The organism is Microbacterium horticulturae, from assembly GCF_029094505.1.
GTDB classification, from domain to species: domain Bacteria; phylum Actinomycetota; class Actinomycetes; order Actinomycetales; family Microbacteriaceae; genus Microbacterium; species Microbacterium horticulturae.
The window spans coordinates 345,915-365,288 of sequence record NZ_CP119108.1; the positions used below are offsets into that span (position 1 = coordinate 345,915).

The 19,374-nt window shown below is 67.5% G+C and carries 15 protein-coding genes; 11 read left to right on the plus strand and 4 right to left on the minus strand.

The window, feature by feature from the left end:
- Nucleotides 1-202 precede the first annotated feature (202 nt).
- Nucleotides 203-1,405 carry a bifunctional phosphopantothenoylcysteine decarboxylase/phosphopantothenate--cysteine ligase CoaBC gene (gene coaBC / locus PU630_RS01675; protein WP_275278622.1) on the minus strand — a complete coding sequence of 401 codons (1,203 nt, stop codon included), beginning with the start codon at nucleotides 1,403-1,405 and terminating at the stop codon, nucleotides 203-205.
- Nucleotides 1,406-1,419: 14 nt separating this feature from the next.
- Here coaBC and PU630_RS01680 point away from each other — a divergent pair, with 14 nt between their 5' ends.
- On the plus strand, nucleotides 1,420-2,145 hold the full coding sequence (locus tag PU630_RS01680) for an NRDE family protein (RefSeq protein ID WP_275278623.1): 726 nt from the start codon (nucleotides 1,420-1,422) through the stop codon (nucleotides 2,143-2,145).
- A gap of 221 nt (nucleotides 2,146-2,366) precedes the next feature.
- On the opposite strand, the gene PU630_RS01685 is transcribed toward PU630_RS01680, so the two are convergent.
- Complete coding sequence (locus PU630_RS01685; RefSeq protein WP_275278624.1) at nucleotides 2,367-3,437, minus strand: TM2 domain-containing protein; 1,071 nt, start codon at nucleotides 3,435-3,437, stop codon at nucleotides 2,367-2,369.
- A gap of 46 nt (nucleotides 3,438-3,483) precedes the next feature.
- Entirely contained in the window at nucleotides 3,484-4,089 is a 606-nt protein-coding gene (locus tag PU630_RS01690; RefSeq protein ID WP_275278625.1) for a hypothetical protein, read from the minus strand.
- A 240-nt stretch (nucleotides 4,090-4,329) separates the two neighbouring features.
- Between PU630_RS01690 and PU630_RS01695 the strand changes: the two genes are divergently transcribed.
- The 7 genes from PU630_RS01695 (at nucleotide 4,330) to PU630_RS01725 (ending at nucleotide 15,686) form a co-directional block, all read left to right on the plus strand.
- Nucleotides 4,330-6,321, plus strand: a complete 1,992-nt coding sequence (locus PU630_RS01695; protein ID WP_275278626.1) for a hypothetical protein — start codon at nucleotides 4,330-4,332, stop codon at nucleotides 6,319-6,321.
- Between the two features lie 9 nt (nucleotides 6,322-6,330).
- Nucleotides 6,331-8,034, plus strand: coding sequence for a class I SAM-dependent DNA methyltransferase (locus PU630_RS01700; protein ID WP_275278627.1), 1,704 nt, complete (start codon nucleotides 6,331-6,333; stop codon nucleotides 8,032-8,034).
- Nucleotides 8,027-9,193 carry a restriction endonuclease subunit S gene (locus tag PU630_RS01705; RefSeq protein ID WP_275278628.1) on the plus strand — a complete coding sequence of 389 codons (1,167 nt, stop codon included), beginning with the start codon at nucleotides 8,027-8,029 and terminating at the stop codon, nucleotides 9,191-9,193. Before PU630_RS01700 ends, PU630_RS01705 begins: the two co-directional genes overlap by 8 nt.
- Nucleotides 9,194-9,195: 2 nt before the next feature.
- Nucleotides 9,196-10,230, plus strand: a complete 1,035-nt coding sequence (locus tag PU630_RS01710) for a 5'-nucleotidase (protein ID WP_275278629.1) — start codon at nucleotides 9,196-9,198, stop codon at nucleotides 10,228-10,230.
- 143 nt (nucleotides 10,231-10,373) lie between these two features.
- Complete coding sequence (locus PU630_RS01715) at nucleotides 10,374-11,303, plus strand: Abi family protein (protein ID WP_275278630.1); 930 nt, start codon at nucleotides 10,374-10,376, stop codon at nucleotides 11,301-11,303.
- 336 nt (nucleotides 11,304-11,639) lie between these two features.
- Entirely contained in the window at nucleotides 11,640-14,834 is a 3,195-nt protein-coding gene (locus tag PU630_RS01720; protein WP_275278631.1) for a type I restriction endonuclease subunit R, read from the plus strand.
- A 189-nt stretch (nucleotides 14,835-15,023) separates the two neighbouring features.
- Nucleotides 15,024-15,686: a pentapeptide repeat-containing protein gene (locus tag PU630_RS01725; RefSeq protein WP_275278632.1), complete on the plus strand. Its 663-nt coding sequence runs from the start codon at nucleotides 15,024-15,026 to the stop codon at nucleotides 15,684-15,686.
- A gap of 3 nt (nucleotides 15,687-15,689) precedes the next feature.
- Here PU630_RS01725 and PU630_RS01730 read toward each other — a convergent pair whose 3' ends face one another.
- Nucleotides 15,690-16,304, minus strand: coding sequence for an FMN-binding negative transcriptional regulator (locus tag PU630_RS01730; RefSeq protein ID WP_275278633.1), 615 nt, complete (start codon nucleotides 16,302-16,304; stop codon nucleotides 15,690-15,692).
- A gap of 48 nt (nucleotides 16,305-16,352) precedes the next feature.
- Between PU630_RS01730 and PU630_RS01735 the strand changes: the two genes are divergently transcribed.
- The 3 genes from PU630_RS01735 to PU630_RS01745 all read left to right on the plus strand — a co-directional run bounded on the left by PU630_RS01735 (nucleotide 16,353) and on the right by PU630_RS01745 (nucleotide 19,374).
- Nucleotides 16,353-16,766: a hypothetical protein gene (locus PU630_RS01735; RefSeq protein WP_275278634.1), complete on the plus strand. Its 414-nt coding sequence runs from the start codon at nucleotides 16,353-16,355 to the stop codon at nucleotides 16,764-16,766.
- Nucleotides 16,767-17,067: 301 nt separating this feature from the next.
- Nucleotides 17,068-18,369: an ABC transporter substrate-binding protein gene (locus PU630_RS01740; protein ID WP_275278635.1), complete on the plus strand. Its 1,302-nt coding sequence runs from the start codon at nucleotides 17,068-17,070 to the stop codon at nucleotides 18,367-18,369.
- Nucleotides 18,370-18,378: 9 nt separating this feature from the next.
- Nucleotides 18,379-19,374 carry a carbohydrate ABC transporter permease gene (locus PU630_RS01745; RefSeq protein ID WP_275278636.1) on the plus strand — a complete coding sequence of 332 codons (996 nt, stop codon included), beginning with the start codon at nucleotides 18,379-18,381 and terminating at the stop codon, nucleotides 19,372-19,374.

Consider the following 19,374-nt stretch of genomic DNA (forward strand, 5'->3'; position numbering starts at 1 on the left):
GGTGATACCGGGGCGGATACGGCAGTCTGCGGTCGCCTTATCATTGCGGCAAATTCATATGAGTTTGTCCCACGAACATCAAACCGCCGCCGGTTTGGTGTGCACAGGACAGTTCCATATGAATTCGGCGAGGAAGACGGCCGGTGGATGCTGGGGGTCCAGGGCGCGCAGGACTGTGCTCCCAACTGGTCCCGTCCCCCGTTCAGCGCGCGCGGGCGGCGAGCACCGCGTCCCACACCGCGTCGGCGACCGCGCGCTTGGTGCCGGCGGCCTCGGCCACGACCTGTCCGCCGCGGCCCAGCACCACCACCTCGTTAGCGGAAGCCTCGAACCCCTTCTCCCAGCCCACCTCGTTGACCACGAGAAGGTCGGCGCCCTTGCGCTCGAGCTTGCGGCGCCCGCGTGCCAGCAGCTCGTCGCCGCGCGAGGTCTCGGCGGCGAAGCCGACGAGCGTCTGCCCCTCCCGTCGCCGGGCGGCGAGCGTCGCGAGCACGTCCTCGGTCTCGACGAGCGCGAGCGACCGCGCCTTGCGCCGAGAGCCCTCCTTCGTCAGCTTCGCGTCGGAGGTCGACGCGGGCCGATAATCGGCGACCGCCGCGGCCATGACCACCACGTCGGCGTCGGCCGCGGCATCCACCATCTCCGTCAGCAGGTCGGCGGCCGTCGTCGCGCGCACGACGGGCAGGTCCGCGGCCTCGGCGAGCACCCCGTCGTCGGTGTGGGCGGCCACGAGCACGACGTCGGCGCCGCGGTCAGCGGCGGCGCGGGCCAGCGCGACGCCCTGCCGTCCGCTGGATCGGTTGCCGATGAAGCGCACCGGATCGATCGGCTCACGCGTGCCGCCGGTGGAGACCACCACGCGCAGCCCGGCCAGATCGGCCGGATGCACGACCGCCAGCGCCCGCGCAACGATCTCCTCGGGCTCGAGCATGCGTCCGGGGCCGGAATCTCCGCCGGTCAGCTCGCCGTCCGCGGGACCTGCGATCTGCACGCCGCGCTCGGCGAGCGTGGCGATATTGGCCTGCGTTGCGGGATGCCGCCACATCTCCGTGTGCATGGCGGGCGCGACGACGACCGGCGCCGTCGTCGCAAGTAGGGTGGTTCCGAGCAGGTCGCCGGCGAGGCCTGCGGCCATCTTCGCGAGGGAGTCAGCCGTGGCGGGAGCGACGATGACCAGGTCGGCCTGGCGTCCGAGGGCGACGTGGCGTACCTGCGGCACGTCGTCGTGCACGCTCGTGGTCACCGCGTGGCGGCTGATCGCCTCCCACGTCGGCAGCCCGACGAACCGCAGGGCGTCCGCGGTGGGGATGACGTGCACCTCATGACCGGCCTTCACGAGCAGGCGCACCAGGTGCACGGACTTGTACGCGGCGATGCCGCCGGTCACTCCCACGACCACGAACATGGCTCGATCCTCCCATGCGCAGGTGCCCCGTGTGCACGGTCATAGTGCGCGTGCCGGCTGCGGCCGGCGAGCCCGTGCGCCTGCTCGCGGTGCGCGACGAAGACCCCGCACGCCCCTGGCAGCCGCTGGGCGAGTGGTGGCCCGACCGGCCTGGCGTGATCGGCGTGCGCGACGTGCGCGCGGGCGGTGCGTGGCTGGCGGTGGATGCCGCAGCAGGCCGCCTCGCCGTGCTGCTGAACCGCGAGAGCCCACCTGTGCCGCCTGGTGTCGCGCAGGTCTCACGTGGGGGAATCGTGCTGGACGCGGTCGCGGGCAGGCCGCCGCATCCCACCCCCGCAGTTCTCGGATTCAACCTCGTCACCGTCGACCAGTCGGGCGTGCACGTCGTCACCTGGGACGGCGCCGTGCGCACCGAGCTCACCGTGCCACCGGGCACCCACATGATCGCGCACCACGACCTCGACGACCCGCGCTCGCCGCGCATCGTCGCATGGCACGACGCCTTTGCGGCGGCAGACCCCGACGAGTGGATGCCGCTGCTCGCCCGCACCGCGCAACTCGACCCGGCGGATGACCGGGCCATCATCCGCGACAACAACGCGCATGGATACCCGACCCAGTCGCTGCTGCTGTGCACGGCCTCCGTCAGTGCGGATGAGGTCGACGTGCGCTACGCCGAGTTGGACCGCCCCGGCGTCTGGAACCCGGTGACCCTCGTCGGCCCGGTGCGCGCGGCCTGAGCCGCCGGGCCCCCGGAGATATCGGCGGCTGCGAGTTCTGCGATGAGTCGTGGCTGGGCAGCGGCGCTCAGCGCCAGCGGCTGCCACGGCAGCCTCGCGAGCGCGGCGACGAGCACGCTGGTGATGACTTGCCGCAAATGGTGGGTGTTGAGCGAAGAGCACCCGCCATTTGCGGCAAGTCATGTGTGGGCGGAGGGCAGGCACACCCCGCCCCGCGCGTCTTACTCGGCCTTGAGCGTCCAGGCGCCGTCGGCCTTCACGGTCACGATCGACGGACCCGCCGACAGCGGCACCGTGCCCGAGTACTTTCCGATCTCGTTGATGAGCAGCCCCATGCTGAAGGCCTCGGATGTCTCCTCGTACACCACGAAGTTCGCCGATCCCTTGTGCGTCGCGGTCAGTGCAGCCGCGTCGCCGTCGTACAGTTCGACCGCATCGCCGGTGCCCTTCGCCGACCCGTCGAAGGCCTTCGCGCTTGAGAACGGGGCGAGGGTGATCTTCCAGTCGCCGTCGGCGGTGACCTGCAGGCGTGCGCCGTCGCCGAGGGCCATCAGACCCCACGCGGTCGTGCCGCTGTAGTGGCCGATCGTGTTGACGAGCAGCTCACCCGTCGACGCGTTGTCGCCGTCGAGCACCGTGATCGCGAAGTTCGCCTGCCCCTTGTGCGTGGCAGTCACGACGCCGCCGGTCGCGCCCTTCGGCAGCGTGATCAGCGTGTCGCCGTGGCCCGTCTTCTTGACGGTGTCGAAGGTGCCGAACGTGTCGTCGGCCCAGTCGCCGGCGACGTTCACAGGCTCTTCGGGTTCGACCTCTTCGACGGGGGTGGATGCCTCGTCCGCAGCCTCGTCAGACGGCTCGGCCGCGGTGGCCGCGGTGTCGGACGAGGGCTGCACCGCGGCATCCCGATCCGATCCGACCGGCGCCGCATCGCCGCCCGAAACGGCGCCCGAGATCGACCCGCTGACGATGCTCAGCACGACGAGCGCGCCGGTGATGATCCAGGCGATCTTCTTGTGCGCGTCGTAGCCGGTCAGCGGGCGGCCGGCGCGGTCGCGCATGCCGCCGGTGAGAATCACGATGAGGTCGACGAACCACCAGATGCCCAGGCCGCCGAGCGTGATGAGCTTCAGAATGCCGGTGCCAACCTTTCCGAGGAAGAACCGGTCGACCCCGAACAGGCCGAAGAAGAACGACAGCAGCCAGGTGGCGATGAACGGCTTGCCGTCGTCGACGGGCTGCGGAGTTGCGACCGGCGGAGGGTAGGCGCCTGCGGGAGCGGTGGGGATGGTCATGGGGTGTTCCTTTCGATGGTGATTGCGGGAGGGTGGATGCTGCGGGTCAGAGCGCGACGTACGAGCCGAGCGCGCTCATGTAGAGGGCCTCGGTTGCGTCGGGAACGGCGTAGACCTCGACGCCGGTGTATTTCTGGCCCTTGTGGAGCTCAGGTGCGTCATCGAGCTCGGTGGTGTCGGTCACGATGCTGGCGGACTGGTAGAGGTTGCCGTCCTGGTCGGCGATCTGCCAGTCCCACATCTCGACGGCCGGGTCGACAGCTTCGCTGCTGAGTCCAGTGAACGTTGCCTCCACGACCACGTAGTGGAAGCCGCTCGGGGCCTTGTCGTTGAACTGGTTCGCCGCGGCGACCTCCTTGTCGGCGTCGGCATCGGCCAGAGTGAAGGCGACGGAGTAGTAGTCCTCATCGTCCTGTGAGATGACGGCGGCCTCTCCCTGGGGATACGGGTTGTCGAGAGTCCCGACGTCGGGCGTCGTCTCGACGGGATCGGTGGGTTCGTCGGCCTCGGATGCGTCATCAGGCCCGTAGCCATCGGGATAGACGACGTCAGGCTCGGTCGACGGAGAGGCCGACGCCGCGGCGACGGCGCTGCATCCGGTCGTGGCGAGTGCCGCTACCAGCGCAAGGCCGGCGATGAGGTGGCGCTTCATGGTGATTCCCCGTTCTGTGCTGTGTCGAAGCGGGCAGGCGGCGAGCCCCAGCGATCGCCGCCTGCCCTGACTGCGAGGCGTCTCGATCGGCGGTCGCCCCCCCCTGCCGCCGCCGCTCGACGTCTCCGTCGTTGATGAAGCTAGAACCGCCGGAACAAGCCAACGCCAACACGAGCGATAAGGCTCCTTATCAATGTTGCTCGTTGCCCGATGTCGGAGCTTCCCGCTACTGTCACATCCATGACCACGCCCAACGTGCCCGCAGAAGAGCAATTGCTCATCTCGCTCGCCGGCGTGGCCGAGCTGGCGGGTGTGCGCCGCCCCGTGGCCTCGCTGTGGCGCACGCGGTCGCAACGCGGCGACGCGCCTTTCCCGCCGGCGGCCGCGCACCGCGGCGGTCGCGACCTGTTCGATGCGCATGCGGTTGCGGAGTGGCTGGTCGAGACGGGGCACGGGCACAATCCCGATGCGGTGGGGGATGCCGCGGCCTACGTCGACGGCATGGGCATCGACTTCTCCGAGCCAGGGCAGGTCGCCGAGCTCGCAGCCCTCATCGCCTTGCGCGCACAGACCGGCGAGCAGCTCGGCGAGGCGCGCGACCTGCAGGCACTCGCGTTCGCGGCCGACCCCGACGACACGCACCTGCGCCGCGAGGTCGAGCGGCACCGCGAGCGCGGGGCGCCCTGGGCCGCGTACGCCGACCGGCTCATCGACGCGGCGTACTCCCCGGCCGCGGCGCTGGCACTCGTACAGCGCCGCGCAGCCCGTCGTCAGCGGGCGCTCGGGTCGTCAGGTGCGCTCGCCGCACCCGCGCGCGACCTGGTCACGGCTCTGGTGCAGGCGCTCGCCGCTGAGGTCGGCGAGCCGGGCGAGCGGCCGACCATGCGCATCGCGCCGGGGGTCGACACGACTCTGTTCGACGCCGTCGTGCGCCGTTTCGACGGCGAGGTCGACGTCGTCTGGCCGACCGACGACGAGAGCCGGCCGCTGCGACGTGCGAACGCGTGCAGCGGCATCCCGATCGACACGGTCATCGCACAGCCGGGCGCCGTCGTGCTCGGGCGTGTGCCCGCGGTCGCCGGGGCGTCGGTCGATGACATCGTGAGCGCCGTCGACGAACTCGGTCTGAGCCTTGACCCCGACGAGGTCGCGGTCATGGTCGGGCCGGCGCGTGCCCTGGTCGACGGCCTGTCGGCCCCGCGGGCCGCTGCCCGCGCCGACACCCTGCGCACCGGGCGCGTGCGTGCTGTGGTGCGGTTGGATGCCGGGCACGTCACCTCCGCCTCACGCGAGGCGCTCGCACTGTGGGTCTTCGGGCCCGCGGCCGACATTCCGCTCGGCGACCGGGTCATCGCCCTCGCCGACCTGACCGGCGCGGCGCTGAGCGCCGCAGTCGCCGGTGACCTGGTCAGCGACATCCTGGCCAACCTCGGCGGCCCGATCGCCGCCCGCGCGCACGCATTCCGCTTTGCCCGGCTGCAGCGCACCTCGTCGGTGCTCGCGCGGTCGGGAGCGCTGATGGCCGACACCCCGCCCCGATCGGCCGCGGTGCTGGCGGCATCCCGCGATCTTCCGACCCTGCTCGACGCCGCGCTCGCCGCCGCCGGCGTCGATGCGCCGGCGCTCGAGGTGACGGTGCAGACGGCCGCGTTGCCGGCGCCCGAGACGACGACGGTGGATGCCGCGATCTCGGCCGGCCACGCGCGGGTGCTGGCTGGCATCCGGCTCGGGGCCGATGAGATCGGCGACACCGGTCTGGTCGTCGTTGACGCGGCCGACCTCGATGACCCGGCCGGGATCGGCGCGCGCCGCGTGGATCATCTGGCGTTCGCCGAGAAGCACCCGAAGGCGCAGCTGACGCGGCCGGGCGACGTCGTCTTTCGCACCAGTCCGACGCCGCGCGCGTGGGTCGACCGCGACGGGTCGCATGTCGTCGCGTACCCGGCTCGGGTGCTGCGAGTGACCGCGGCCGACCCCGGTGGGCTTGTGCCCGAGCTGGTCGCCGCCGACATCACAGCAGGTGGCGCCGGGCCCGGCGCGTGGCGCCGGTGGCGCGTGCGCACGGTCGCTCCGGCGCAGTTGCAGCCCCTGCGCGCGACGCTGGCCGCGGCATCCCTCACCCGTGACAATCTGCGCGAACGCATCGATCGGCTCGACCGGCTGGTCGCGGTGCTCTCCGATGCCGTCGCCGCCCGCGCCGTCACGATCTCGACCGACCTCACCACCCAGTAAGAAGGACTCATGCCCAGAACCGCGAAGACCGCTGCGCCGCAGGCGCCGTCGACCATGAAGCAGCTCAAGGACACGCTCTGGAAGGCGGCCGACAAGCTACGCGGGTCGATGGACGCCTCGCAGTACAAGGACGTGATTCTGGGGCTGGTGTTCCTGAAGTACGCGTCGGATGCCTTCGACGAGCGCCGCGGGCAGATCCGCGCCGAGCTGGCCGCCGACGGATACGACGACGACCAGATCGCCGAGCTGATCGACGACGTCGACGAATACACGGGTCGCGGGGTGTTCTGGATCGACGAGCACGCGCGGTGGACGTACCTCGCCGAGCACGCGAAGGGCTTGCACGCCTCGCTCGATTCGGACGAGAAGACGATCGGGCAGCTGATCGATGAGGCGATGGATGCTCTCATGCAGGCAAATCCGGGACTGTCGGGCACCCTGCCGCGCATCTTCAACCGCGACAACGTCGACCAGCGCAGGCTCGGTGAGCTGGTCGACCTGTTCAACACGGCGCGGTTCGCCGGTCAAGGGCAGGCGGGGGCCGACGGTCGTCGCGCGCGGGATCTGCTGGGCGAGGTGTACGAGTACTTCCTCGAGAAGTTCGCCGCCGCCGAGGGCAAGCGGGGCGGCGAGTTCTATACGCCGGCGGGGGTCGTGCGTGTGCTGGTCGGGATGCTGCGGCCCACGCACGGGCGCGTGTACGACCCGTGCTGCGGGTCGGGCGGCATGTTCGTGCAGGCCGAGAAGTTCATCGATGCGCATCACGGCGAGGGGACCGACATCTCGGTCTATGGGCAGGAGCTCAACGAGCGCACCTGGCGCATGGCGAAGATGAACCTCGCCATCCACGGACTGTCGGGCAATCTCGGGCCGCGGTGGGGCGACACGTTCGCGCGTGATCTGCACCCCGAGCTGCAGGCCGATTTCGTCATGGCGAACCCGCCGTTCAACATCAAGGACTGGGCGCGGTCGGAGTCCGACCCGCGGTGGTGTTACGGCGTGCCGCCGGCGGGCAACGCGAACTACGCGTGGATTCAGCACATTTTGTCGAAGCTCGCGCCGGGCGGGCAGGCCGGCGTCGTGATGGCGAACGGGTCGATGTCGTCGAACTCGGGCGGTGAGGGGCAGATCCGCGCCGAGATCGTCGAGGCCGATCTGGTCTCGTGCATGGTGGCTCTGCCGACGCAGCTGTTCCGGTCGACCGGGATTCCGGTGTGCGTGTGGTTCTTCGCCCGGTCGAAGGGCGCGCGCGCGGGCGAGGTGCTCTTCATCGACGCGCGCGGGCTGGGGCACATGGTGGATCGTGCCGAGCGCGCGCTGTCGGATGAAGATATCGCTCGGATTGCGGGTACGTACCACGCCTGGCTCGGAGATGATCCGCTCGTTGAGCGAGGCGGCGAAGCCGCCGAGTCGAAACGCCCCGAGGATCTCGATGACCCCGCCCGTTCGTTGAGCGAGCGCAGCGAGTCGAAACGCCCCGACCCCTACGAGAACATCCCCGGCTTCTGCTACTCCGCTCCGCTGGCCGAGATCAAGGCGGCCGACTACGCGCTGACACCAGGACGCTACGTCGGAGCCCCCGAGGCCGAAGACGACGGTGAACCCCTCGAAGAGAAGCTCGCGCGCCTGCGGGCGGAGCTCGAGGCGCAGTTCGCCGAGTCGGCCCGCCTGGCCGACGTCGTGCGCGAGCAGCTCGGGAGGGTCGATGTCTGAGTGGCCTGAGGTGCGGCTCTCAGATGTCGCCGAGATCACTGTCGGGTTCGTGGGAACGATGGCGAAGCACTATAGGTCGGACGGGGTTCCATTTCTGCGTTCACAGAATGTGCTGGCACACCGGCTCGACATGGGGGACATGAGGTTTATCTCTCACGACTTCGATGCGCAGATCGGAAAATCAGCACTGGCGCCGGGGGACGTGGTCACAGTGCGAACCGGAAAACCAGGTCTGACATGCGTTGTCCCAGCATGGTTGGAGCACGCAAATTGCTCAGACCTCGTCATCACGCGTCCAAGTGGACGGCTAGACGCACGATGGTTCAGCTATTACATGAACAGCCAAGCTGTTCACAGCGTGAATGCTTCCATTGTCGGGGCGGTTCAGCAGCACTTCAATGTGGGAGCTGCCAAGGCGTTGCGGATCAATCTCCCACCCCTCCCCGAGCAGCAGGCGATTGCCGAGGTCCTGGGCGCCCTCGACGACAAGATCGCCGCCAACACCCAGCTTGCTGCAAGTCTCGAGGACTACTCACGTGCGTTGGTAGAACAGCTGTTCGTCGCCCCAGTGCAACTTGGCGATGTCGTGACTCTCGACAAAAACCAGGTGAATCCACAGGTGCTCGATGTGGCCCTCGTCGACGAGTACAGCTTGCCGGCTTACGACGCGGGCAGGTGGCCTTCGCGTGTGGCGCCTTCCGAGATCAAGAGCAACAAGTTCGTTATCTCGGGTGAGCGTGTTCTTCTGTCGAAGCTCAATCCGCGGTTCCCGCGTATCTGGGTGGTCGATCGGAACCCAACAGAAGACGTGCCACGCCTTGCATCGACAGAATTCCTGGTCCTCAATGCACTTGCTTGCTCGCCGGGGTTCCTCTGGGCGTTGCTCTCCCAAGCAGACTTCAATCGGCAGCTCGCCTCTCAAGCCGCAGGGACTTCGAGCAGCCACCAGCGCGTGCGCCCGGCAGACATTCTGGCGGCAACCATTCCCGACCCTCGACAGGTCGCTCCCGAGATGCGTGATCACATCGATTCCCTTCGGGCGGCAGCCTCAGCACTGCGCCGGGAGAACCGCACCCTCGCCGCAACCCGCGATGCGCTGCTGCCCCAGCTCATGTCGGGCAAGCTCCGCGTCCGTGACCTGGCCAGCGAAGGAAGATAGGCATGTCGGCATACGACCTGAGTTCACGTCTTGTCATAGGCGTCGCATCGAGCGCACTGTTTAACCTTGACGAGTCGAACGCGTTCTTCGAAGCGAATGGTGAGGACTCCTACCGCGAGTACCAGGCTGAGCGTATCGATGATGTCTTACGACCTGGCGTTGCGTTCAGGTTCATAAGAAAACTGCTGACCCTGAATGACCTTCGACCGGGAGACTCGCTCGTCGAGGTGATCATCCTGTCCAAGAATGATCCGTCTACCGGGCTACGCGTCATGCGGTCGGTCAAGGAGCACGGGCTCTCGATCTCTCGCTCTGTCTTCACACAGGGCGAGGCGCCGTACGGCTACATTCCGGCATTTTCAATGTCGCTGTTTCTGTCGGCGGACAAGACCAGCGTCGAAGCCGCGATGTCGCGAGGATACCCGGCGGGTCTCGTATTGGCCTCGATGTCTGCGGATACGGACGATGACACCGTGCGTGTTGCGCTCGACTTTGACGGCGTCATCGCCAGCGATGAGGCCGAGCGCGTCTATCAAGGAGGCGGCGGACTCGCCGCATTTCAGGAGCACGAAGCCGAGAACCGAGCCGTCCCTCTGGAGCGGGGGCCGCTCGCCGAATTCCTACGCGATCTGAACATGATTCAGGAGATCGAACGATCGCGCGCACTCGAGGATCGCACCTATCGTCCGCGGCTGAGAGTGTCGATTGTCACGGCTCGTAACGCTCCGGCTCATGAACGTGCTGTCAATACCCTCGAGAAGTGGGGTGTGACGGTGAATGACGCGTTCTTCCTCGGCGGCATCGATAAGGGCCTGGTCCTTGAGGTAATGCGCCCGGACATCTACTTTGATGATCAACAGAGCCACCTCGATTCGACATCTCGCTATGCGGCGAGCGTACTGATCCCGTACGGAATCGCGAATGAAAGACCGGAAGCTCCTCGTGATGTGGAGACCGGTATGCGGGCAGCGCCCGAAGCTGGACACTCGGTCGACCTGGGTGAGTCCCACGAGGGGATGACGTCTGAGCATGCCTAGTGCAATCTCGCCCGCCGCGAACGGCTCTCCGTCGAGTCGGCTGTCGTCGCCGCCTGCTACGCTGGAACCAACACGACCGGTTCCGCCCGCAAGGGTCCAGGGCCGGTCTTTATTTTGCATCGGCGCCGAACGGTGAGTCACTGATGACCGAAGCGAAGCCGTACAAGACGTATGTCGAGCAACTCGCGATCCTCAAATCGCGAGGCATGGTGGTGCCGGATGAAGCCGACGCGATCGACCTGTTGCGACGCGTCGGATATTACGCACTGAGTGGGTACTCGTATCCGTTCCGGTTGAAGGACGCGAACGGGGCTCGGATGAGCACCTTCCGTGCGGGCACCTCGATCCATCAGATAGAAGAACTCTGGACCTTCGACAACCGACTGCGCGTTGCGGCCTTCGCGTCGATCCAACATGTCGAGACGTATCTGCGTGCACTCCTCGCCTACGGCATGGGTTCAGTTGATCCGCTCGTGCACACCAGACCAGAGTTACTCTCCATCGACGCCGGGTCGAGTTATGAGCGATGGAAGCGGAGCCTTGATCAGAAGCTCGCTGATTCTCGAGAGGAATACATCGTCCATCACAGAGAGCGCCGCGATGGTGTGGTGCCCATTTGGGTCGCGGTGGGAGTTCTCGACTGGGGTGGACTCAGCCATCTCTTCGGCATGGCGCCGCTCCAGGTGCGGGAAGAAATTGCCGCGCTGTTTGACCTGAGCGGGCCGGAACTCAAGTCATGGCTGCGGGCGCTTAATGTCGTCCGCAACGTCTGCGCTCATCACAGCAGGTTCTTCAACCGCTATTACTCTTTGACGCCCAAGCTGCCACCGTTCCGACGGAACCGGACGCTCGCGTCACTCGCGTCGGTGAAGAGTACGACGTATGGGATGCTCGGCCTGCTCCAATACCTCGGGGCGCGCACACGCGGCGTGAGTGTGACGCTCCTCCCTGCGACGCTGCGTTCCTTCCCGACGAGCAGCGGGCTGACAATCGGCGCCGTCGGTATGCCTGATGACTGGGAAGCGAGTCATCTCTGGAACCTGAAGCGCTCTGACCAGCGGAAGGCTGACTGAGATGCCATACGAACTCATAACCGGGCAGCCGGGGACTATGAGTAACGGAGTTACTCATAATCAGTGCAGATGGAGTCGGCGGTCGGTTGCCGTTCAGGCGACCTATCGCTCGCCACGCCCAGCTCTGACGTACGCCACGAGCTCGTCGGCCCGCCCCGGCGGCATGACTGCGTTGCGAATCGGCTGGTCACGTGCGGCGTCAAGCCGCGCGCCGATTGCATCCGCTCTCTCACGCATCGTCCGCCGTGCAACTTCAACCTCGGCACTGACCATCCCCGAAATCTACGCCCTCAATCACTCGCACCATGAGCACGATCGACAGCAAGGAGCCCCGGCATGAGCGGCATCCCCGAATCCCAGTGGGAGCAGCGGGTCATGGACGCCTTCGGCGAACCGCTCATGTGGCAGCCGCTCGCGGGCGACAAGATCGCCCCCGGCACGGGCGAGCGCGAGAGCTGGGATGAGCTGCTCATCCGCCCCCGCCTGCTCGACGCGATGCGCCGGCTCAATCCCGACGTGCCGGTGCACTACCTGCAGCAGGCGCTCGGCGAGATCGCTGCACCCCGCTCGATGGATGCCATCACCGAGAACCAGCGCATCCACGCCTATCTGACCGGGGGACATCCGCTCAGCTACATCGACTCCGATGGTATCGAGCAGAACCCGCGCATCCGCCTGCTCAGCACCGAGCCGCACCTCAACGACTGGCTCGCCGTCAACCAGGTCACCGTGCGCGACCGCGAGGTGCACCGCCGCTTCGACGTCGTTCTGTATGTCAACGGCATGCCGCTGTCGATCATCGAGCTCAAGCGCGCGGGCGCGGCCGCCACCGGCGTCGAAGACGCCTACTGGCAGCTGCGCACCTACCTCGACGAGCTGCCGATGGCCTTCCGCTTCTGCGTGTTCACTCTCGCCAGCGACGGACTCGACGCCAAGTACGGCACCCCGTTCACACCGCTGAACCACTTCTCACCGTGGAACGTCGACGACGACGGGATGCCGCTGCTGCAGCCCCGCATCGAGAACGGCGAAGACGTGCAGGCGCTCGACGACGCCCTGGCCGGCCTCTACAACCAGGAGCGCTTTCTGCAGCTGCTGCGAAACTTCACCGCGTTCGACGAGGGCGGCGACGGCTATGTCAAGCGGATCGCCAAACCGCACCAGTACTTCGCGGTCACCAAGGCGGTCGGCAAGACGGTGCAGGCCGTCGCCACCGACGGGCGCGCCGGCGTCGTCTGGCACACCCAGGGCTCGGGCAAGTCGATGGAGATGGAGCTGTACGCGGCCCTCGTCGCACGGCAGACCGAGCTGCGCAACCCGACGATCGTCGTCGTCACCGACCGCAACGAGCTCGACGGACAGCTCTACCAGACCTTCGCGCAGAGCCTGCTGCTGCCCGAGAAGCCGAAGCAGATCCACGAACGCGCCGAGCTGCGCGACGAACTCACCGGACGCAACACCGGCGGCATCTACTTCACGACACTGCAGAAGTTCGGACTCACGCGAGCCGAGCGCGAGGCCGGGTCGCGGCATCCACTCCTCACCGATCGCCACAACGTGATCATCGTCGTCGACGAGGCCCACCGCAGCCACTACGACGACCTCGACGGTTACGCCCGTCACCTGCGCGACGCGCTGCCGCACGCCACGATCATCGCGTTCACCGGAACGCCCATCTCGTCGGCCGAGCGCGACACCCAGGCCGTGTTCGGCGACTACATCGACATCTACGACCTCACCCGCGCGGTCGAAGACGGCGCCACGGTGCCCGTCTCGTTCGAGCCCAGGCTCATCAAGGTGCACTTCGCCGACGGCGCCACCGAAGAAGACATCGACCGCGCCGCTGACGAGGCCACCCTCGGCCTCGATGATGCCGAACGCGCCCGGGTCGAGGCATCCGTCGCCGTCGTCAACGCCGTGTACGGAGCACCCGAACGGCTCGAGAAGCTCGCGAACGACCTGGTCACGCACTGGGAAGAGCGCCGCGCCCGCATGGGTGAGTTCATCGGCGGCCCCGGCAAGGCGCTGATCGTCGGCGGCACGCGCGAGATCTGCGCGCGCCTCTACGACGCGATCATCGCGCTGCGACCCCACTGGCATTCGGATGCGTTGGATGCCGGAAAGATCAAGGTCGTCTACTCGGGCACCCCCTCCGACCCGCCGCCGGTGCGCGACCACGTGCGTCGCGACTCGGAGAACCGGGCGATCAAGCAGCGACTCAAAGACGTCGATGACGAACTCGAGCTCGTCATCGTCAAAGACATGATGCTCACGGGCTTCGACGCGCCACCGCTGCACACCCTCTACCTCGACCGCCCGCTCAAGGGCGCGCTGCTCATGCAGACGCTCGCGCGGGTGAACCGCACTTTCCGCGGCAAGCAGGACGGCCTGCTCGTCGCCTACGCGCCGCTGGCCGAGAACCTCACCGCCGCGCTCGCCGAGTACACCAGCGACGACCGGGCGCTGCGGCCCATGGGCCGCGGCGTCGAAGAGGCCGTCGAGATCGCGATCGCGCTGGTCGATCAGATCCGCGAGCTGCTGCGCGACTGCGATTGGAAGGCGATCCTCGCCCGCGGCGGGGCGCGCGCGATGTCGACCGCGGTGACCGTGACCGTGAACTTCGTGCGCGATCAATCCAGCCCCGCCAACGCCCCCGATCTCGAGGGCGACCGGCGGTCGGTGCGCTACCGCACGCTCACCGGTGCCCTCGCGCGTGCCTGGGCCCTGGCATCCCGTCACAAAGACCTCGTCGCACTGCACCCCGAGATCGCCTTCTACGAAGAGGTGCGGGTGTGGATGGCCAAGTACGACGCCGCCGAACGGCAAGCGCGCGACGCGCCCATCTCCGATGACATCGAGCGGCTGCTCGGCCAGGTGATGGTCGAGTCGATGGCCACCGGCGACGTGCTCGACATCTATAAGGCGGCCGGGCTGCCGCAGGTGTCGTTGCGGGATGTCGGACCCGACTTCCTCGCACAGGCACAGAAAAGCCCCACCCCACAGCTTGCGATCGAGACACTGCGCGCGGCGCTCATGGGCGAGGCGCGCGCCGCCACCCGCGGGAACCTGGTGCGCCAACAGGCCTTCAGCGATCGGATCAGCGCCATCATGCTGCGCTACACCAACCAGCAGCTCACGTCGGCCGAGGTCATCGCCGCGCTCGTCGAGATGGCGCAGGATGTCACGGCCGAAGCCGCCCGCGGTGCGCAGTTCTCGCCGGCGCTGTCGCACGACGAGCTCGCCATGTACGACGCGGTCGCGCACAACGAATCGGCACTGAACGTGCAGGGCGAAGACACGCTCGCGAAAATCGCGCGCGAGCTGATCTCGATCATGCGCCGCGACGTGCGCACCGACTGGACGGTGCGCGACGACGTGCGCGCCAAGCTGCGCTCGGCAATCAAGCGGCTGCTCGTCAAGTACAAGTACCCGCCCGACCGCCAGCCCGGGGCGATCAAGCTCGTGATGGAGCAGATGGAGGCCCTCGCTCCCGAGTACGCTGAGGCCCGGTGCGCCCCATCGCCGAGATGACCCACTTCTCGCCGAAATGACCCGCGTCGCGCCCACCTCTGATACGCGAGAACACCTCTCTGCACGCCTGGGCGCACCAGAAGCGTGCAGAGGGGTGATCTCGCGAGGTCGTTCGTCCCGTTTGCAGCGGGCCGACGGAGCCGCGGCATCCCGTCTCCGATGTCGATGGCCGAGACTACGATCGACGCAATGCCGAAGAAGCCCGCACTCGCCGCCCCGTCCATCGATCCACTCGAGTTGCACGATCTCGAAGAGGGCGACGTCGCGCGCCTCGAAGCGCACGGCATGGTGGACGCTACCCGGTTCGAGGGCGGTGACGTCTCGGGCGATGACCTCTCGGGGCTCGCCTTCAACGACTGCGAACTGGTCGGGGTGACCGCGCACGAGACGCAGCTGCGCGCGGCGCGGTTCGTGTCCACGCGCATCGAGCGGATGAACGCTCCGGTGTTCACGGCGGCGCGGGCGACGGTGCGGGATGCCGAGATCCTGCGCTCGCGCATGGGATCGATGGAGCTCTACGACACCGACTGGCAGAACGTGGTCGTCTCAGGCAGCAAGCTCGGCTTCGTCAATCTGCGTGCGGCGCGGATGCGCGATGTGCGCATCGTCGGATGCACGATCGACGAGCTCGACCTGTCGGGTGCGCAGTTGTCACGCGTCGCGTTCGAAGACTGCACGGTCGAGACGCTGCGCCTCGACGGCGCGCGCCTGAGCAACGTCGACCTGCGCGGCCTCGACATGCACGTCATTGCGGGCGTCGAGGGCATGCGCGGCGCGACGCTCAGCCACGAGCAGACGGTGCTCATGGCGCCGCTGTTCGCCGAGCATCTCGGCGTCAGAGTCGACGGGTAGAACTCAGAGGCTCCCGTCACGGACGCGGGCCGCGGCATCCACCCGCCCCTCCGCCTCGAAGCCGGTCACCACGCCCTCGCGATCGGCGTCGGAGCGGTTCTGGCTCCACTTGGCCTTCGCATCGACCTTTTGCACCGTCATCTCGACGCCGACGATCGCGCGCAGCTGGCCGTCGACGTACTTCTCGGGCGCATCGGTGACGGCCCACGGGTCGTCGCGCGGGGTCTCGTGCGTGTCGGTGAGGGCGGTCACGGCATCCCGCAACCATTCGACGTCGTCGTGCACAGACACCGGGCCGCGCAGCTGCACGGCGGAGTAGTTCCACGTCGGTACGACCTTGCCGTGCTCGGCTTTCGCCGCGTACCACGACGGGGTCACGTACGCGTCCGGGCCGTAGACGATGAACAAGCCGGGGGCGCCGTCGGCGATGCGCTTCCAGTGCTCGTTCGCGCGGGCGAAGTGGGCGATGACGCGGTCGCCGTGCCACATGATCGGCAGCAGCGTCGCGTCGGGAACTCCATCGGGCCCGGTCGTGACGAGAGTGGCGACGGATGCCGCGGCCACGAACTCGCGCGCGGCGCCGAGGTCGTCGATCCGATTGAAGTGCGGGACGTACATAGAAGGAGCGTACGCGGCTATCGTGGCCACCAGCGGACGGAGGCAGCGATGCGCAGGATCGTCGGACTCACGGTGGGCGGGGTGGCGCTCGCTGTCACTCTCGTCGCCTGCGCCGGGGGAACGCCGGACTTCGAACAGGTCAAGGGTCTGCCCACCGGGTTGGCGGCGGCGAGCATCGCCCCCGAAGACGTCGGGCAGCCGATGGCCTTCGCGAGCGACGGCGAGCTGGTCGTCGTCGTGTGGGGCAGTTCGTCGTGCCGGCCCGCGCCGACGGACTTCGACACCTCGGGTCCCGTGGCGACGATCACCTTCGCCGCTGACAGCAAGGGCGCGACAGCCTGCACGGCCGACCTTGCGCCGACCAGCTATGTCATTCCGGGGTCGGTGTTCGGCGGGAGCGTCCCCGCGAAGATCGTGCTCGTCGTCGACCGCAGCCGGAGCACGGTCACCGTCGTGAAGTAAGGCGGGATGCCGCGGGCCGCGGCTTCGGCTCAGTGCGCGGGTGCGGGTGCGGGGAACGGCAGCGCGAACCGACGCCGCGCTTGCCCGCGGCATCCCGCGCTTGCCCGCGGCACCCGCTCTCGCGCGTGGCATCCCGCGCGCGACCCAGCCTGGCATCGCGCGCCTCTCGCGGAGCCGTGAGAGCGGTCCCGCGTTATGAGAACGATATTTGTTCGCCTTGACCACGAATGTCCACTGCCGTACTGTGGTGCTGTCCAGATCACTTTCGACGACAGAGTCGAAACTTTCGAGAGGTTCGAAGATGAACAGACGCAGCATCACGCGCGTCGCTGCGGCGCTGGTGACCGCGGGCGTTGCGGCCGGCATGCTCGCCGGATGTGCAGGCGGCTCCGGCGATGACGACGCGAACGGCAAGGTCACCATCACCTGGTGGCACAACGCGACGTCCGGCGAGCTTCCCGCAGTGTGGGAGCGGGTGGCCAAGGACTTCAGCAAGGCTCACCCGAACGTGATCGTCAAGCAGACCGGGTACCAGAACGAAGACCTGCAGCGCACCCTGATCCCGAACGCGCTGGCCGCCGGCGACCCGCCCGACCTTTTCCAGACCTGGGGTGGCGGCGAGACCCGTGATCAGGTCGCCAACGGCTATCTGATGCCGCTGGACGACAAGATCCCCGACACGATCAAGAGCGTCGGCGCGACGGTCAACGGCTGGCAGGTCGACGGCAAGACCTACGGCATCCCCTACCGCTTCGGCATCGAGGGCTTCTGGTACAACAAGGACCTCTTCGCCAAGGCTGGCATCACCGAGACGCCGACCACGTTCGCTGAGCTGAAGACCGATGTGAAGAAGCTCAAGGATGCCGGCATCACGCCGATCGCCGTCGGCGCCGGCGACAAGTGGCCGGCCGCCCACTGGTGGTACCAGTTCGCTCTGCACTCCTGCTCGCCCGACACCCTGAAGGCGGGCACCGGCAGTTTCGATTTCAGCGACCCGTGCTGGGTCCAGGCCGGTGAACAGCTGAAGGACTTCATCGGCACGAACCCGTTCCAGGACGGCTTCCTCGGAACCGCAGCCCAGACCGGCGCCGGTTCGTCCGCGGGCCTGGTCGCAAACGGAAACGCCGCCATGGAGCTCATGGGTGACTGGAACTCCGGCGTCATCGGCGGGCTCACCCCCGACCAGAAGGTGCCCTCGTTCCTCAGCTGGTTCCCGTTCCCGGGCATCGAGGGGGCGGCGGGCGACGCGAAGGCGCAGCTGGGCAACGGCGATGCCTTCGCCTGCTCGAAGAATGCTCCCCCGGAGTGCGCCGACCTGCTTGCGTACATCATGAGCCCGGAGATCCAGAAGAAGTACGCCGAGAGCGGCTCGGGCATCCCGACCGTCGCCTCCGCTCAGGCATCGCTGACCGACGACAACCTCAAGCTGATCGCCAAGGCGACCACCGATGCGTCGTTCGTGCAGCTGTACTTCGACACCGCGTTCGGTACCGAGGTGGGCAACGCCATGAACGAGGGCATCGTCAACCTCTTCGCAGGAAAGGGCAGCGCGCAGGACATCGTCGACAAGATGACCGCCGCAGCCAAGACCGTCCAGCACTAGAAAACGCGCATGTCCACTCTCACCAGCACCCCCGGGTCCGCGGTCGCCGCGGACCCGGGGGTCCCCACCGTCCGCCGGCGAAAGAACCGTGGCAACGTCCGCAAGCGGATCGAGATCACGATCTTCGTCGCCCCCGCGCTCATCCTCTTCCTCGGCTTCGTCGTGGCGCCCGTCATCCTCGCCGCCGTCTACAGCTTCTTCAACCTCCCTGCCGCCTTCCAGTGGGACATGTTGAACGGCGACCGCTTCATCGGTCTCGACAACTACATCCGGGCCTTCACCACGCCCGAGTTCATCCAGTCGATCGGCAACACGTTCGTGATCGTGGTGGCCTCGCTCCTCGTGCAGGGCCCGCTCGCCATCCTCATCGCGCTGCTGCTGAACCGCCGGATGAAGGGGCGTAGCGTCTTCCGTCTCCTGATCTTCGTGCCCTACGTGCTGGCCGAGGTCATCGCCGGCCTGGCGTGGCGACTGCTTCTGCAGCCCAACGGCGGCGTGAACGCGCTCCTTGAGGCCGTCGGCCTCGGAGCGTTGAAGCAGAACTGGCTCGCCGATCCGAGCATCGCGCTGTTCACGATCTTCCTCATCATGACGTGGAAGTACATCGGCTTCGCGATCCTTCTCATGCTCGCGGGCCTGCAGGGTGTGCCCGAAGAGCTCGGCGAGGCAGCCGCCATCGACGGCGCATCGTGGTGGCAGACCCAGCGATACATCACGCTGCCGCTGCTCGGTCCGACGATCCGTATCTGGGCGTTCCTTTCGATCATCGGCTCTTTGCAGGTCTTCGACATCGTCTGGGTGACGGTGTCGCCCACGGTGCGTCAGATGGCCACCGACACCATGGCCACGTACATGGTCCAGCAGGGTCAGTTCGCCGGCCAGCCCGGCTACGGCAGCGCCATCGCCGTCATCCTCTTCCTCATCTCTCTCGTCGTCGCGCTCGTCTATCAGCGATTCGCGCTGCGCCGCGACCTCGAGGGCGCCGTCACGAGTGGAGTCCGCTGA